The sequence below is a fragment of the Janthinobacterium kochi genome (assembly GCF_051380715.1).
Taxonomy (GTDB): domain Bacteria; phylum Pseudomonadota; class Gammaproteobacteria; order Burkholderiales; family Burkholderiaceae_D; genus Janthinobacterium.
Window position 1 is genome coordinate 89,426 of sequence record NZ_JBNYXO010000001.1, and the last position, 16,384, is coordinate 105,809.

Sequence of the window (16,384 nt, forward strand, 5' to 3'; positions counted from 1 at the left end):
TCACGTAAAAGGTCCCGTCATGGAATGCCAACGCCTCTCCCTGCCACCTTTGAGCGCCCCTGGCGAAGTCGTCACCTTCTATTCCTATAAGGGCGGTACCGGCCGCACCATGGCCCTGTCGAACATCGCCGTCCTGCTGGCGCGCCGTGATAACGCCAGTGTGCCCGTGTTGATGCTGGACTGGGACATGGAGGCGCCAGGCCTGCACCATTATTTCGAGCAGCATGAGGAGCGACCTGGTGTGCTCGAGTTCTTCGAGGCGTGCCGCCAGCAGATCGAGCGCATCAGCCTGCAAACGGCGGGCGCGCGCGCCGGCGGGCCGGGTACAGGCCGCGAGGACGCGGCGCTGGCGCAGCGCGTGCTCGACGCTATCGACTGGCAGCAATATGTGGTGCGCGTCGACCAGGGCAGCCCGCTGTACCTGATGCGCGCGGGGCGTTTCGATGCCAGCTACAGCGAGCGCCTGGCGCAGATGCACTGGGACCAGCTGTTCGACACCTGCCCGGGCCTGTTCCGCTGCTTCGCCGACACCCTGGCCCAGCATTTCCGCTATGTACTGGTCGATTCCCGCACGGGCCGCACGGACAGTGCCGGCATCTGCACTACCTTGCTGCCGAAAAAGCTGGTGGTGGTCTTCACGCCGAACCGGCAAAGCCTGGAAGGTGTCGATGCGCTCGTCACGCGGGCCATCGAGTACCGCCGCAGCCATGAAGACGAACAGCGTCCGCTGCTCGTGTATCCCTTGCCCTCGCGCATAGAAATGGGCGATTGGGCGCAGCGCGCCGAGTGGCGCCGCGGCGACGCGCACAAGGGTATCGCCGGCTTCCAGCCCCTGTTCGAGCGCCTGCTGCGTACCTCCTACGGTTTGCCGCAGATTTCCCTCGACAGCTATTTCGACGAAGTCCAGCTGCAGCAGACGAAAACCTTTGCCTATGGCGAGCAGCTGGCCGTGCGCATCGATCAGGGCGGCGACCGCTTCTCCCTCACGCGTACCTTCGAAGCCTTCCTGCACTGGCTGACGGGTGGCTATTTTCCATGGCAATCGAGCCGTGAAATCGCCTTGCTGGGCGCCATCAGCGAAGCGCGCCAGGCCTTGCTGTTCGAACCGGGTCGCGCCGTGGCCCTGCCGCTGGCGCGCGACCTGGCCCGCCTGGGCGAGCTATACCGCAAGGACGGGCGCAGCGGGCAGGCGCTCGATGCCTTCCGCCAGAGCGTCGAGATCCGCGTGCGCCTGCTGGGCGAGGAACATCCCGACAGCCTGGCGTGCAAGAGCGGCATGGCGCGCCTGCTGCGCCAGCTGGGCAAGCTCGATGAAGCCCGCTTCCTGGAAGAAGACGTGCTCGACGTGCGCGAGCGGGTGCTGGGCAGCGAGCATCCCGATACCTTGGTAGCCCAGGCCTGCCTGGCGCAAACCCTGTTGCTGCAAGGAGAGCTGGCGGCGGCGCTGCTGCTGCAAGATACCGTGCTGGCAACTTACGCCCGCCAGCTGGGCGGCGAGCATCCGCTGACCCTGGAGGCGATGGATGGCCGCGCCGCCACCTTGCTGCGCATGGGCCGGCTGGCGCAGGCGCAGCAAGTGCTGGGCACGGTGGTAGCGGCGCGCGAGCGCCTGTTTGGCGCCGAGCATGGCGACACCTTGCGCAGCAAGCTGGCCCTGGCGCAGGCGTTGGGGCACGAAGGCGACCTGGAAGGCGCGCGGCGTCTGTTCGTTGCCGTGCTGCAGGCGCAGGAGCGGCGCCTGGGCAACGACCATGCGGCCACCCTGGCCACGCGCGACTTGCTGGCCGATATCGTGGCCGGGCAGGGCGACTGGGCCGGCGCGCGCCAGCTGCACGAAGACCAGGTGGCGGCGCGCGAGCGCACGCACGGGCTCGACCATCCTGAAACCCTGATGAGCCAGCGCAAGCTGGCCGAGGCGCTGCTGCGGCGTGGCGAGCTCGATGCAGCGCGCAGCGTGCAGGAGCAGGTGCTGGAAGTGCATGCGCGCCTGTTGGGCGAAGACCACCTCGATACCTTGCACAGCAAGAAGCAATTGGCTGGCACCCTGCTGCAGCAGGGCGACAGCGAGGCGGCGCGCCTGCTGGAAGACGCGGTGCTCAGCGGCAGCGACCGGCTGTTGAATGCGCCCGTCACGGGGCTTGCGGACAGCGTGCTGGACGGCGCGCGGCATTTGCAGGAAACCATCCTGGCTGGCCGCGCCAACGGGCACGAAGGGGCCGAGCCGGACACCCTGGCCAGCATGATCTTGATGTTGCAAGGCATGATAGAGCGCGAACAGTATGCGCAGGCGGGCGAACTGGCCGCACATTTGAAGGCATGCCTGCTGCGCCCGGGGGTGCCAGGCAAGCTGCGCAGGCGCGGCATGGCGCAACTGAAAAGAATGTATAAATTGCAAGGTGATCTGAATGCTTTGCTGGCCTTGCAGGAGGATGAAGTGCAGGCGCTGGAAGGGGCGTTGTCGGAGGCGCGCATCGAGCAGCGCTGACGCTGCGCGCCATGTCCGCGCGGCGGCACAAATAATGCAGTCTATCGGTGCGTGGCACGCGCAGTGTTGGCATTGCTTCAGGTAAAATCTCGTTATGAGAATTCTTATCAGTAACGACGACGGTTACCTGGCGCCAGGTCTGGCGGCCTTGGCCGACGCGCTCGCCCCCATTGCCGACATCGTCGTGGTGGCGCCCGACAGCAATCGCTCGGGCGCGTCCAATTCGCTGTCCCTGGACCGGCCCTTGTCCGTGCACAAGGCTGCCAACGGCTTTTATTTTGTCAATGGCACGCCCACCGACTGTGTGCATGTGGCGCTGACGGGCATGCTCATCGAACGCCCCGACCTGGTGGTCTCGGGCATCAACAATGGCCCCAATATGGGCGACGACACCCTGTATTCGGGCACCGTGGCCGCCGCCACGGAAGGCTATCTGTTCGGTATTCCCGCCATCGCCTTTTCCCAGTCGCAGTTTGGCTGGGCGAACCTGGACGCGGCCGCCCGCGTGGCGAGGGAAATCGTCGAGCGCCAGTTTGACGCCCTGCAAAAACCGTACTTATTGAATGTGAACATACCCGCCATCCCTTACGCGCAATTGCAAGGCATGGTGGCCACGCGCCTGGGCAAGCGCCATTCGGCCGAGCCCGTGATCCGCGCCCTCGATCCCCGTGGCCGTGAAATTTTCTGGATCGGTCCGGCCGGTGCCGCCAAGGAAGGCGGTCCGGGCACGGACTTCCATGCCGTTGAACATGGACAAGTATCGATCACGCCGCTGCAGATCGACCTGACGCATACCACCCAACTCGATGCACTGGCAAAAGGCCTGGCATGAACGCTCACTATGACTGACAAGCCGCGTACCTTCCCCCTTTCCCTCGATTCGCTGGCTGGCAAGCCCGCCAGGCAGGGCGGGGGGCAGTCGCTGGCCCAGTCCAGGATTGCCACGCCGCAGACGGCCACGCAGAATGCGGCGCAAAACGCCGCACGGGGCATTGCGCAGCCGTATGGCTCGCACGCGGCCATCGCGCCATCGCGCGCGCAGGCCATCGCCAATGAGCGGGCGCAGCCGGCCGTGGTGTCGCCGCCACGGCAAAACCCGCTCGTTTCGGACGCCGTGCGCCGGGCCATGGTAGCGCGCATCGCGAAACAGGGCGTCAAGGACCAGGTGGTGCTCGACGCCATGCAAGCCGTTCCGCGCCACCTGTTCATGGACGAGGCGCTGGCATCGCAGGCGTATATCGATGCCTCCTTGCCCATCGGCCACCATCAGACCATTTCGCAGCCGTATATCGTGGCGCGCATGATCGAAGTGATGCGCCAGGGTGGCAGCTTGCAGCGCGTGCTGGAAATCGGCACCGGCTGCGGCTACCAGGCGGCAGTGTTGTCGCTGGTGGCGAAAGAGGTGTTTTCGATCGAGCGCATCCGGCCTTTGCACGAGCTGGCGAAGACCAATCTGCGCCCGCTGCGCGTGTCAAATCTGCGCTTGCAGTACGGAGATGGTATGCTTGGCCTGCCGCAGGCGGCGCCCTTCGACGGGATCATCCTTGCCGCTGCCGGCCTGGAAGTCCCGCAAGCCTTGCTGGAACAGCTGGCGCCCGGCGGGCGTCTGGTTGCGCCGGTGGGGGCTAAATTGCAACACTTACAACTCATTACCCGGGTGGGGAAAATGGAATGGACTAGCCAAACCCTGGAAGATTGCCATTTCGTGCCTTTGCGCCCGGGCACCATATGATCCCCGGATCAGCTAGCAAGCAGGACATACAATTACATGCGAATGATTAAGAAAAGTAAGCTATTTTTATGTGGTATCACCTTGGCCGCGCTGTTGAGCGGTTGCGGCACCACTGGCGTCCAGGCGCCCGTCGTGGAGCGCCATCCATCGGCCAGCAGCGCCGCCGCCAGCGACCCGCGCGACCGCGACCCGGCCTATTACACGGTCAAGCGCGGCGACACGCTGTTGCGCATCGCCCTGGAGCACGGCCAGAATTACCGCGACCTGGTAGCCTGGAATGACTTGAGCAACCCGAACGACATCAAGGTCGACCAGGTGCTGCGCGTGTTGCCGCCGAATGGCGACGCGGGCGGCGCGCAAACGTCGGCCATCGTCATGCCACCGGTCACGGAAATCAAACCGGCCGCGCCTGTCGTGCCGAAGAAAACGGGCCCGCGCGGCGAGAAGCGCGCGTATTCCGATGCCACCCTGGCCGAATTGCGCGCCGATGGCGGCGCCAGCGACGTCAAGCCTGCGCCAGCAGCAGCTGTCGCCGCCGTGCCGGCCGCCGCCGCGGCAGCACCTGCGGCATCGGCGCCTGGCGACGAGAAGATCAGCTGGATGTGGCCTTCCGAAGGCAAGGTCATCGGCACTTTCGACGAAGGCAAGAACAAGGGCGTCGATATCGCCGGCAAGGCGGGCCAGCAGGTGGTGGCGGCCGGCGCGGGAAAAGTCATGTATGCCGGGAGCGGAATCCGCGGTTATGGTAATCTTGTCATCGTGAAGCACAGTAATAGTTTATTGTCGGCGTATGCGCATAACCGCAGCATCCTGGTGAAGGAAGGGCAGAACGTCAACAAAGGCCAGGCCATCGCCGAAATGGGCGATTCCGATGCCGACCGCGTGAAGCTGCACTTTGAAATCCGCCAGCAGGGCAAGCCTGTCGACCCTTCGAAATTCCTGCCTAACCGTTAGGTAAAGCAATGACACACGCGCCGCACGATCAGCTGGACGATGAGCCGGAACTGCCGGAAGACGGGGCAGACGAAGTCGTGACGGACGATGCCGGCGAACTCGACGGCATTGACACCGTCGACGCGGTCGAGGGCGGCGAGGTGGCCAGCGTCAGCGTGCTGGTTGAAAGTGTCGATGAACTGAAAAAAGTGCTGGCGGCCGAGCTGTCGACCGATACCACGCAGCACTATCTGAACCAGATCGGCACGCGGCCATTGCTGACGGCGGCGCAAGAGGTGCATTACGCCACCCTCGCCAAGCAGGGCAATTTCGAAGCCCGGCAAACCATGATCGAGCACAACCTGCGCCTGGTCGTGTCGATTGCCAAGCATTACATCAACCGCGGCGTGGTCTTGCTCGACATGATCGAGGAGGGCAACATCGGCCTGATGCGGGCGATCGACAAGTTCGAGCCCGAACGCGGTTTCCGTTTTTCAACGTATGCCACCTGGTGGATACGCCAGAGCATCGAGCGCGCCATCATGAACCAGGCGCGCACGGTGCGCCTGCCGGTGCACATGGTGCGCGAACTGAACCAGATCCTGCGCGGCAAATACCACCTGGAAGCCCAGCATCACGACGGCAAGGATGCCACTGCGGAAGACATCGCCCATCTGGTGGGCCGTCCCGTGGAAGAGGTACAGGATATCCTGGCCCTGTCCGAGCACGCCACCTCGCTCGACGCGCCGCTCGACAACGACCCGCAGTCGTCGCTGATGGACATGCTGCCCGGCGCCAGCGAAGACAGCCCCGACGCGCGCGCGGAACACCATGAAATGACGGTGCTGGTGCGCGACTGGCTGACCAAGCTGCCCGACAAGCAGCGCGTGGTCATCATGCGCCGTTTCGGCCTCGACAACGACGATCCGGCCACCCTGGAAACCCTGGCCGAGGAAATGGGCGTGACGCGCGAGCGCGTGCGCCAGATCCAGCAGGAAGCGCTGATTAAACTCAAACGCGCCATGGCGGCGCGCGGCGTGGTGAGAGATTCCCTTTTGTAATCCTTCTAGCCCGGCTGTCGCGAGCCAGCATCTGCTATCATACGCCCCGCTCGCGGCGCCTGACCTTTCCCCCATTCTTTCAAGTTCCAGCGCGGCCCTGCGTCCTGGCCCACTCTTACCTATTGATCGCTATGCAAGAAAATATCATCGAAATCAAATCGCTCGACATGGACGCCCGTGGCGTTGGCCATATTGAAAACGAAGACGGCTCGCCGGGCAAGGTCGTATTTGTCGAAGGCGCATTGCCGGGCGAGCGCGTCAGCTTTGTGACGTACAAGAAAAAGAAGAACTGGGAAATGGCCCGCATGACGGTGCTGCACCGCGAATCGTCGATGCGCGTGACGCCCAAGTGCAAGCACTTTGATAACTGCGGCGGCTGCTCGATGCAGCACCTGGAACCGTCGGCGCAGGTGGCGATCAAGCAGCGCGTTCTGGAAGACAACTTGTGGCATATCGGCAAGGTGCGTCCGCAAAGCATCATGCGCCCCATGTATGGCCCGACTTGGGGCTACCGCTACCGCGCGCGCCTGTCCGTGCGCCACGTCAAGAAGAAGGACGCCGTGCTGGTGGGCTTCCATGAAAAGAAATCGGCCTTCGTCGCCGACATGGATAGCTGCGAAATCTTGCCACCGCACATCTCCGCCATGCTGTTGCCGCTACGTGGATTGATTGCTTCGCTGTCGATCTTCGACCAGATGCCGCAGATCGAACTGGCCGTGGGCGAAGACGTCACCGCCATGGTGCTGCGCATCATGGCGCCGTTGATGACGGACGATGAAACGAAATTGAAGGCCTTTGCCGACGAATACGGCGTGCAATGGTGGTTGCAGGTGAAAGGGCCGGAAACGGCCGTGCCGTTCTATCCGCTGGACAAGCAATTGCACTACCTGCTGCCGGAATTCGGCGTCAAGATGCCGTTCAAGCCTGTCGATTTCACGCAGGTGAACCACCACATCAACCGCGTGCTGGTATCGAAAGCCCTGCGTTTGCTGGAAGTGCAGCCGACGGACCGCGTGGCCGACCTGTTCTGCGGCCTGGGCAATTTTACTTTGCCGCTGGCCACGCAAGGTAGCGCAGTGGTGGGCATCGAAGGCAGCACCACCCTGACGGAACGGGCGCTGGAAAACGCGCTGGCCAATGGCCTGGCGGAAAAAACCTCGTTCTCGACGCGCAACCTGTTCGAAGTGACGACGGATGACCTGATCGCGCTGGGCAAGTTCGACCGCATCCTCGTCGATCCGCCGCGCGATGGCGCCATGGCCCTGTGCCAGGCGCTGGTCGGCCTGTCGCAAGTGCGTCCCGATCTGATGCCGAAACGCATCGTGTATGTGTCGTGCAGCCCGTCGACCCTGGCGCGCGACGCCGGCATCCTGGCACTGGAAGCGGGCTATGTGCTGAGCAAGGCAGGCGTGGTGAACATGTTCCCGCACACCTCGCACGTCGAATCGATGGCAGTGTTTGATCTGGTCTGAGGGCACGCCTGAGAAAACGTCCATAGCTGCGTTGCCTAGCCTAGCCGTACTATTCGTACTGTCTTCGGCAAGGCGCCTTGCTCTGAACGTTTTTCAGGCGCGCCGAGGCCATTCAGGCTGTTTGCAGGGATTTCACCTTTTCTCCCGACTCTGCCCCAATACCACTTACGCAGTGCCATAAAACTGGTCTGTTTTTTCCAGATCCAGCGTCGTTTTTCTTCCTCCCTCTGCCGTTTTTTCATTGTCCAGTAGGACAACACGCCATCTACCCCTGCCGCTGCGCTTTCTGCGTGAAGTGGTATTGCCCACTTTGAGGCCACTTCAAAACCACTTGACCGCCTATTTTTTCAGCAGCATGCTGTTCTTGCAACTGCAAAAAACAAAATCACAGGGTAGCTTTTTCATTGAAGCAGCGTGGTATTTCCGCAAACCTGAACAGGAGACAACGTGGAAAATTTAATACTCAAAAAAACAATCAGGAACATGATGGTATGTCTGGCCAGCGGTGGCGTGCTGGCGGCATGCGGCGGTGGCGGCGGTGACGCCGGTGCGCCGGCCGGCTCGCAATTGCTGGCGGCCAGCACGGTGGTCGCCTGCGTGCGATGGCAAGAGGGTGGCACCTACAACGCCGGCACGGTAGTCAGTTACCTGGGCGCCAACTACACGGCCCTGGTGACGCAGACCGATCACGTGGGCTCGGGTTGGAACCCCGTCTCCACGCCGAGCCTGTGGAGCGCCGGCGGCATCTGCGATGGCGGCACCACGCCGACACCGACTCCCACACCAACGCCGACGCCAACGCCGACACCGGCGCCAACGCCGAACCCGACGCCCACGCCGACACCAACGCCCACCGGCGGCACCTGCGCACTGGCATGGGTGGCCGGCACGGCTTACAGCGCGGGCGCCACCGTCAGCTACGGCGGTACGAATTACCGCGCCAACTACTGGACGCAGGGCGACAACCCGTCGACCAGCAGCGGCGCCGCCGGCACGGGCAAGCCGTGGACCAGCCTGGAAATCTGCAGCACCACGCCGACGCCTACCCCGACACCTACTCCAACGCCAACCCCGACACCGACACCGACACCGACACCGACACCGACACCGACACCGACACCGACACCGACACCGACACCGACACCGACACCGACACCGACACCGACACCGACACCAACGCCAACGCCAACCCCAACGCCAACGCCAACGGGCCGCGAAGTGGGGTCGTACTTCGCGCAGTGGGGCGTGTATGGCCGCGACTATGAAGTGGCGAACGTGCACACCAGCGGCGTGGCCGACAAGTTGACCTTCATCAACTACGCTTTCGGCAACATTTATCCGAAAAACGGTGGCTACGAGTGCGCCATGATCACCAAGACGGAGCCGGGCGCGACGAATCCGAATTCGCCGGACGCGGGCACGGGCGGCGATGCCGAGGCAGACTATATCCGCACGCCGAAGCGCACCGTCGATGGCCAGGCCATCCCGTGGGATGCTCCCCTGTCGGGCAACTTCCTGCAGCTGAGAAAGTTGAAGGCGGCGCACCCGAACCTGAAACTGTTCATCTCGCTGGGTGGCTGGAGCTGGTCGAAGAACTTCTCCGTCGGTTCGGCCACCGATGCCCTGCGCAAGCAGATGGTGCGTTCCTGCATCGATATCTATATCAAGGGCAACTTGCCGGTGCAGGGCGGGCGCGGTGGCGTGGGGGCGGCAGCCAACATCTTTGATGGCATCGATATCGACTGGGAATACCCGGTGGGCGGCGGCCAGCCGTACAACACGGTCAGCCCCAATGACAAGCGCAACTTCACCTTGCTGATGGCGGAATTCCGCAGCCAGCTCGATGCACTCGGTGCCGCCAACGGCAAGCGCTACCTGTTGACGGCGGCTGTCGGTGCCGGCAAGGACAAGATCGACAACACGGAACCGGCCCTGTACTCGCAGTACATGGATTGGATCAACCTGATGACCTACGATTTCCATGGCGGCTGGGAAAACAGCACCAACTTCAACGCCCAGCTGTTTGCCGACCCTGCCGATCCGTCGACGGGCATGGCGCGCGAATACGTGGGCGACAAGGCGGTGCAGTACATGATTGCCGCCGGCGTGCCGCGCGACAAGCTGCTGCTGGGCATCCCGTTCTATGGCCGCGGCTGGACGGGCGTGGCGCCGGGACCGAACGGCGATGGCCTGTACCAGGCGGCCACGGGCACGGCGCCAGGTACCTACGAGTCGGGCATCGAGGATTATAAAATCCTCGTCGCCAAGGCCGGCACGCGCTACTACCATCCCGTAACCAAGCAGCTGTACCTGTACACGGGCGCGGGTGGCCAATGGTGGAGCTACGACGATCCGACCGTCATCGGCACCAAGGTGAAATATGTCAAGGACCAGGGCTTGCGCGGCGCGTTCTCGTGGGAACTCGATGGCGACGCGAATGGCGTGCTGGCGACCGAGGTGTGGAAGGTGCGGTAATACTGCGCTAGAGTAGGAGGCGGCCGGGCGGCATACGTTGCCCGGCCGCTTGATCACATAAAAAACAGGAGACGGGTGATGGCGGCGGTATCGACATTCGGAGTCAAGCAGCAGGAGCTGGAACAGGAGCTGAGCCGTGAATGGCGCAGCTGGATCGCGGAAAACCTCATGCTGGGCAGCCATCCGTCGGCGCTGATGCCGGTGCTGCAACAGGCCGGCATCGCGGAGCCCCTGGCGCGCCGCGAAGTGGCGCTGGCGCTGCACAGCCCCTACCTGGCGGGCGCCGTGCGCCTGTCGAACCGCCTGGCCAAGCGCGACTGGGTGATCGATATCCAGCGCAAGCTGAACCACCTGCGTCCGACCGAGATTCCCCGCCGCGACAAGCTGTCCGCGCAAGCGTTTCTGGACGAATACTATTCCACCAACCAGCCCGTGATCATCACCGGCATGCTGGACGACTGGCCTGCCATGGTCAAGTGGAGCCCGGCCTACTTCCGCGAACATTACGCGCAGCGCGAAGTGGAAGTGCAGTTTGGTCGCGAAGCGGACGCCCAGTACGAAATGAATAGCGTGGCGCACAAGCGCAAGATGGCGTTTGGCGAGTATGCCAGCCTGGTCGAGAGCAGCGGCACGACCAACGATTTTTACATGACGGCGAACAACAATTCGCAGAACCGGCAAGCCTTGCGCGAGCTGTGGGACGATATCGGCCAGCTGCCCGAATACCTGAAGCCAGATGGCACCCCCGCGGGCTTTTTATGGTTTGGCCCGGCCGGTACGGTGACGCCATTTCATCATGACTTGACGAACAACTTCATGGCCCAGGTGAAAGGGCGCAAGCGGCTGCGCATCATGGCCGCCTGCGAGGTGGCGCGCGTGTACAACCAGCGCCACTGTTTTACCCCCGTCGACGGGCGCGACATCGACTTGCAGCGCTATCCGCTGATGGCCGACGTGCAGGTGCGCGAATGCGTGCTGGCGCCGGGCGAAATCCTGTTTTTGCCCGTCGGCTGCTGGCATTTTGTCGAGGCGCTCGACATATCGATGACGGTGGCGTTTACCAATTTCAAATGGGATAACGATTTTTACAGCAAGTATCCGCAGAATCACGACTTTTGATCGTGCTGCCAAATGGCGCGAATCTGCCGCCGTACAGGCGGCTTTTTTCATGCTTCAGAGCGTTTCATGCGAAAAATTTTCCCACAAAAAAATTGACTCAAATCATTTTAGAGCAAAATTTTTGATATGAATGGCCATGATGTTTCATTATCCAGATGCGGATGAGGGGTAGATAATTTTGTTACTGGTGCGCCGCCGGGCCTCTGAGTGGACCTGCCGGCGCGCCAGCACCGACAACCATCTGGAGGCGGCAGGGCATGAACACGCAGCAAACGACACAAGCAGCTATGCAGTTACAGCAAACACCGGCAGCTAGCGCCGGACTCCAGCTCGACACGCGGCTGACCCGCGAAGCGGCCGAGTTGCTGGCCAGGGCCGGCATCCATTTGAATGGTCGCGCCGCCTGGGACATGCAGCTGCGCAAACCAGGCGTGCCTGAACGGGCTTTCGCCAGCGGCAATCTGGGCCTGGGCGAAGCGTACATGGATGGCGACTGGGATGCGAACCAGCTCGACGAATTCTTTTGCCACCTGCTGCGCGCCAGGGTGGCTGACGACGTGCGTCCCATGCGCCTGGCCTTCCATGCGCTGACTGCGCGCCTGTTCAACCTGCAGACGGAGCGCCGCGCGTGGATGGTGGGTAAGGAACACTACGACCTGGGCAACGCCTTCTATGCGGCCATGCTCGATGCGCGCATGACCTATACCTGCGGCTACTGGAAGGATGCGGCCAACCTGGCCGAGGCGCAGGACGCCAAGCTCGATTTGATCTGCCGCAAGCTCCGGCTGCAGCCGGGCATGCGCGTGCTCGACATCGGCTGCGGCTGGGGCAGTTTCATGCGCTATGCGGCGGAAAAATACCAGGTGCAATGCGTGGGCGTGACCATCTCGCAAGAGCAGGTCGCGTACGCGCGCGGCATGCCGGGTGGAGAGCACCTGGACTTCCGCCTGCAGGATTACCGCGATACGGATGAAAAATTCGATCGCATCGTCAGCATCGGCATGTTCGAGCATGTGGGTCACAAAAACCACCGCACCTTCATGGAAGTGGCGCACCGCTGCCTGGAAGACGACGGCCTGTTCCTGCTGCATACCATCGGCAAGAACAAGCGTCAATCCGCGTGCGACCCGTGGATCGACAAATACATCTTCCCGAATGGCGACTTGCCGTCGATCGGCCAGATCGGTGACGCCATGGACGATCTGTTCGTAGCCGAGGACTTGCACAACTTCGGTGCCGACTACGACAAGACCCTGATGGCCTGGCATGCGAATGTCGAGCAGGCGTGGCCGCAGTTTGCCGCCCAGCTGGGCGAACGCTTCCACCGCATGTGGTCGTATTACCTGCTGTCCTGCGCGGGCGCTTTCCGCGCGCGCGACTTGCAGCTGTGGCAATGGGTGCTGTCGAAGCAGGGCGTGCTGGGCGGCTATGAGCGTGTCAGTTGAGATGCGCGGCAGCTGATATCATGGCTTGATGGATATCAATCAAGCGCGTACCTTCCTGGAAGTGGCTTCCTGCGGCAGTTTCATCATGGCGGCAGAGCGCATGCACGTGACGCAAACGGCTGTCAGCGCCCGCATCCGCACCCTGGAGCAGCAACTGGGGCGCCAGCTCTTCGTGCGCAACAAGGCGGGCGCCCGCCTGACGTCGGCCGGCGAGCGCTTCATGCGCCATGCAGCCACCATGGTGCAGGTGTGGGAAAGGGCGCGCCAGCAGGTAGCCTTGCCACCGGGGCGCGATGACGCCGTCAGCATCGGCTGTGAACTGAGCCTGTGGCAGCCGCTGCTCGGTGACTGGCTGATACGCATGAGCCGGGACTGCCCCGAGATCGCCTTGCGCGCGGAAGTCGACAGCCCTGCGCGCCTGCTCGACGCCGTGCACGACGGTTCGCTCGACCTTGCCGTGCTGTACAACCCGCCGCAGCGCCCGGGCCTGACCAGCGAATTGCTGGCCGAGGAAAAGCTGGTGATGGTGACCACGCGCGCCGACGGGCAGATGCATGCCGATACGTATGTGTATGTGGACTGGGGCCCCAGCTTCGCGGCCAATCACCAGGCGGCGTATCCGGAATTGAGCAGCCCGCCTGTGTCGATTTCGCTGGGGCCGCTGGCCCTCGTGTATTTGCTGGAGGTGGGCGGCACCAGTTACTTTCGCATCGGCTCGGCCCAGCCCTACCTCCATGCGGGCCTCTTGCACCGCGTGCGCGACGCGCCCGAATTCTCGCATTCCGCCTATGCCGTGTATGCGGCCCAGCGCGACAACCCCACCCTGGACCGCGCCCGGGTCTGCCTGCTGGGGGTGGCGGAGAGAATCAAGTAGATGCTGCAGACGTAAAAAAGCCGACCCGAGGGTCGGCTTTTTTATTCTTCATCGCAGTGCATAAAACGTTCAGGGCAAGGCGCGGTGCCGAAGACAGTACGACTGGTACGGCGAGGCACTGCAACGCCGCCCTGGGCGTTTTTACGTTAGCGATTAGTCGCGGCTGCCGCCGGCGAAACCCAGGAGCGACAGCAGGCTGGTGAAGATGTTGTACACATCCAGGTAGATGCGCAGGGTGGCCGAGATGTAGTTGGTCTCGCCGCCGTTGATGATTTGCTGCACGTCATACAGGATGTAGGCCGAGAAGATGGCGATGGCGACCATGGAGATCACGATCGACAGTGCCGACAGGCCCAGGAAGATGTTCGCCACCGATGCCAGGATCAGCACGATCACGCCGGCGAACAGCCACTTGCCCATGGCCGAGAAGTCGCGCTTCGACACCGTGGCAATCGTCGCCATCACGGCCAGGATGGTGGCCGTGCCGCCGAACGCCGTCATGATCAGCATGCCGCCGTTCGAGTAGCCGAGCGTGCGCGTCAGCAGAGGCGTGAGCATCAGGCCCATGAAGAAGGTAAAGCCCAGCAGGACGGCAACGCCCAGGCCCGAGTTCTTGGTTTTCTCAATCGCGTACATGAAGCCGAATGCGACGGCCATGAAGATGATGAAACCCATGCCGCCGGTCAGCATCGGCAAGTGCATTTGCACGCCGATGAAGGCGCCCAGCACGGTCGGTATCATGGACAGTGCCAGCAGCCAGTAAGTGTTGCGCAAGACCTGGTGGCGGACTTGCTGCATGCCCCCCGACAGGTCAAAGGTGCGTTGCATGTTCTGATTCATAGTGCCTCCGTGTTGTCAATTCAAATTACTACTTTACCCAAGGATAGCATGGACCCCGGTTTTTACAAAAAAACCAGCTTAAGATTTCATTAAACTCAAGCGGCAGGGAGGGATGCCCCCTGCCTGTCTGGGTGATATGGGGTGGAGTATGGTAAAATCAAAGGTTGATTGAGTTATCAATTTACCGTTTTAAACCTTACTTTTTATTGGAGTTTTCACACATGGCAATCGAACGCACCCTGTCGATCATCAAACCAGACGCAGTTGCAAAAAACGTCATCGGTCAAATTTACACCCGTTTTGAAAACGCTGGCCTGAAAATCGTTGCAGCACGCATGACCCAACTGTCGCGCGAACAAGCTGAAGGCTTCTACGCAGCGCACAAAGAACGCGGCTTCTTCAAGGATCTGGTCGACTTCATGGTTTCCGGTCCCGTCATGATCCAGGCCCTGGAAGGCGAAAACGCCGTTCTGGCCCACCGTGACCTGATGGGCGCGACCGATCCGAAGAAAGCAGAAAAAGGCACGATCCGCGCCGATTTCGCCGATTCGATCGACGCCAACGCCGTACACGGTTCCGACGCTGTCGACGCTGCTAAAGTGGAAATCGCTTACTTCTTCCCAGAACTGAAGGCTTAATTGCCTTAGATAACGTTATTTCCTGGCGTTATCTGTGAAATAACTTATCACCCCCTGTTCCCGCTGCGCTGTGGTGGCTTTGACCTCCTGATGCGCGCGGGGACGGATTTTTAGAATAGACATGATCATGAATACGACGACCCTCACCAACTTGCTGGACCTCGATCCCGCGCAACTCATCGCCTACTGCGCCGAGTTGGGAGAGAAACCGTTTCGTGCGAAACAATTGCAACGCTGGATACACCAGTTCGGCGCTTCCGACTTCGATGCCATGACGGACCTGGCCAAGTCGCTGCGCGACAAGCTGGCCACGCGCGCCGAAGTGCGCGCCCCGGCCATCATCAGCGATCACACGTCGACGGACGGTACGCGCAAGTGGCTGGTCGACGTGGGCAATGGCAATGCCGTGGAAACCGTGTTCATTCCGGAAGAAAACCGCGGCACCCTGTGCATCTCGACCCAGGCCGGCTGCGCCGTGAACTGCCGTTTCTGCTCGACGGGCAAGCAAGGCTTCAACCGCAACTTGTCCGTGGGCGAGATCATCGGCCAGCTGTGGATGGCCGAATTTGAATTGCGCCGCACCAAGGGCATCGAGCCTGGCCCGAAAGGGGAGCGCCAGATCACCAACGTGGTGATGATGGGCATGGGCGAGCCCCTGCTGAACTTTGAGCCGACCGTCACGGCCTTGAAATTGATGCTCGACGACAACGCCTACGGCTTGTCGCGCCGCCGCGTGACCCTGTCGACCTCGGGCGTGGTGCCGATGATGGACAAGCTGTCGCAGGAAGTGCCGGTGGCCTTGGCCGTCTCGCTGCACGCCTCGAACGATGCGCTGCGCGATGGTTTGATTCCACTGAACAAGAAGTATCCGCTCAAGGAATTGATGGCGGCCTGTAAACGCTACCTGGAATTCGCCCCGCGCGATTTCATTACGTTTGAATACTGCATGCTCGACGGCGTCAACGACAGCGACGAGCACGCGCGCGAACTGCTGGCGCTGGTACAAGACCGCGAGTTTGGCGTGAATTGCAAGTTCAACCTGATTCCATTCAATCCCTTCCCCGAGTCGGGCCTGTTCCGCTCGAAAAACCCGCGCATCAAGGCGTTTGCCCAGGTGCTGATGGATGGCGGCATCATCACCACCGTGCGCAAGACGCGCGGCGACGATATCGATGCTGCCTGCGGCCAGCTGGCCGGCGAAGTCAAAGACCGCACGCGGGTGCAGGAACGGATGGAAAAGATGACTGAGTATCAACAGAAATTTGGCGCCAATTTCGGCAAGATCGTGGAGATCCGCTCCTGATGAGGGA

13 protein-coding genes are annotated in these 16,384 nt (G+C 62.0%); 12 read left to right on the top strand and 1 reads right to left on the bottom strand.

From position 1 onward, the window contains the following. The first annotated feature begins 19 nt into the window (after nucleotides 1–19). The 10 genes from ACQ4WL_RS00380 to ACQ4WL_RS00425 all read left to right on the top strand — a co-directional run bounded on the left by ACQ4WL_RS00380 (nucleotide 20) and on the right by ACQ4WL_RS00425 (nucleotide 13,596). The gene (locus ACQ4WL_RS00380; protein ID WP_436507397.1) at nucleotides 20–2,485 is read left to right on the top strand and encodes a tetratricopeptide repeat protein; all 2,466 of its coding nucleotides are present in this window, start codon (nucleotides 20–22) and stop codon (nucleotides 2,483–2,485) included. 94 nt (nucleotides 2,486–2,579) lie between these two features. Then, on the top strand, nucleotides 2,580–3,317 hold the full coding sequence (surE, locus tag ACQ4WL_RS00385; RefSeq protein ID WP_102121583.1) for a 5'/3'-nucleotidase SurE: 738 nt from the start codon (nucleotides 2,580–2,582) through the stop codon (nucleotides 3,315–3,317). 9 nt (nucleotides 3,318–3,326) lie between these two features. Then, nucleotides 3,327–4,217: a protein-L-isoaspartate(D-aspartate) O-methyltransferase gene (locus ACQ4WL_RS00390; protein ID WP_436507398.1), complete on the top strand. Its 891-nt coding sequence runs from the start codon at nucleotides 3,327–3,329 to the stop codon at nucleotides 4,215–4,217. A 42-nt stretch (nucleotides 4,218–4,259) separates the two neighbouring features. Further along, nucleotides 4,260–5,171, top strand: coding sequence for a peptidoglycan DD-metalloendopeptidase family protein (locus tag ACQ4WL_RS00395; RefSeq protein ID WP_436508329.1), 912 nt, complete (start codon nucleotides 4,260–4,262; stop codon nucleotides 5,169–5,171). Nucleotides 5,172–5,179: 8 nt separating this feature from the next. Continuing rightward, nucleotides 5,180–6,211, top strand: coding sequence for an RNA polymerase sigma factor RpoS (gene rpoS / locus ACQ4WL_RS00400; RefSeq protein ID WP_436507399.1), 1,032 nt, complete (start codon nucleotides 5,180–5,182; stop codon nucleotides 6,209–6,211). Nucleotides 6,212–6,342: 131 nt separating this feature from the next. Next, nucleotides 6,343–7,683 carry a 23S rRNA (uracil(1939)-C(5))-methyltransferase RlmD gene (gene rlmD / locus ACQ4WL_RS00405; protein ID WP_436507400.1) on the top strand — a complete coding sequence of 447 codons (1,341 nt, stop codon included), beginning with the start codon at nucleotides 6,343–6,345 and terminating at the stop codon, nucleotides 7,681–7,683. Between the two features lie 483 nt (nucleotides 7,684–8,166). Next, nucleotides 8,167–10,158: a glycosyl hydrolase family 18 protein gene (locus ACQ4WL_RS00410; protein ID WP_436507401.1), complete on the top strand. Its 1,992-nt coding sequence runs from the start codon at nucleotides 8,167–8,169 to the stop codon at nucleotides 10,156–10,158. A 78-nt stretch (nucleotides 10,159–10,236) separates the two neighbouring features. Next, nucleotides 10,237–11,277: a cupin-like domain-containing protein gene (locus ACQ4WL_RS00415; protein WP_436507402.1), complete on the top strand. Its 1,041-nt coding sequence runs from the start codon at nucleotides 10,237–10,239 to the stop codon at nucleotides 11,275–11,277. A gap of 287 nt (nucleotides 11,278–11,564) precedes the next feature. Further along, nucleotides 11,565–12,722, top strand: coding sequence for a cyclopropane fatty acyl phospholipid synthase (gene cfa / locus ACQ4WL_RS00420; RefSeq protein ID WP_436508330.1), 1,158 nt, complete (start codon nucleotides 11,565–11,567; stop codon nucleotides 12,720–12,722). Between the two features lie 28 nt (nucleotides 12,723–12,750). Further along, nucleotides 12,751–13,596 (top strand): LysR family transcriptional regulator, encoded by an 846-nt coding sequence (locus tag ACQ4WL_RS00425; RefSeq protein ID WP_436507403.1) that lies wholly within the window; start codon nucleotides 12,751–12,753, stop codon nucleotides 13,594–13,596. A gap of 153 nt (nucleotides 13,597–13,749) precedes the next feature. On the opposite strand, the gene ACQ4WL_RS00430 is transcribed toward ACQ4WL_RS00425, so the two are convergent. Then, complete coding sequence (locus ACQ4WL_RS00430; protein ID WP_411268305.1) at nucleotides 13,750–14,424, bottom strand: Bax inhibitor-1/YccA family protein; 675 nt, start codon at nucleotides 14,422–14,424, stop codon at nucleotides 13,750–13,752. A 233-nt stretch (nucleotides 14,425–14,657) separates the two neighbouring features. On the opposite strand from ACQ4WL_RS00430, the gene ndk reads away from it, so the two are divergent. Both ndk and rlmN read left to right on the top strand, forming a co-directional pair. Next, nucleotides 14,658–15,074 (top strand): nucleoside-diphosphate kinase, encoded by a 417-nt coding sequence (ndk, locus tag ACQ4WL_RS00435; RefSeq protein WP_436507404.1) that lies wholly within the window; start codon nucleotides 14,658–14,660, stop codon nucleotides 15,072–15,074. A gap of 127 nt (nucleotides 15,075–15,201) precedes the next feature. Next, nucleotides 15,202–16,377: a dual-specificity RNA methyltransferase RlmN gene (gene rlmN, locus ACQ4WL_RS00440; protein ID WP_034752035.1), complete on the top strand. Its 1,176-nt coding sequence runs from the start codon at nucleotides 15,202–15,204 to the stop codon at nucleotides 16,375–16,377. The last annotated feature ends 7 nt before the right edge of the window (nucleotides 16,378–16,384 follow it).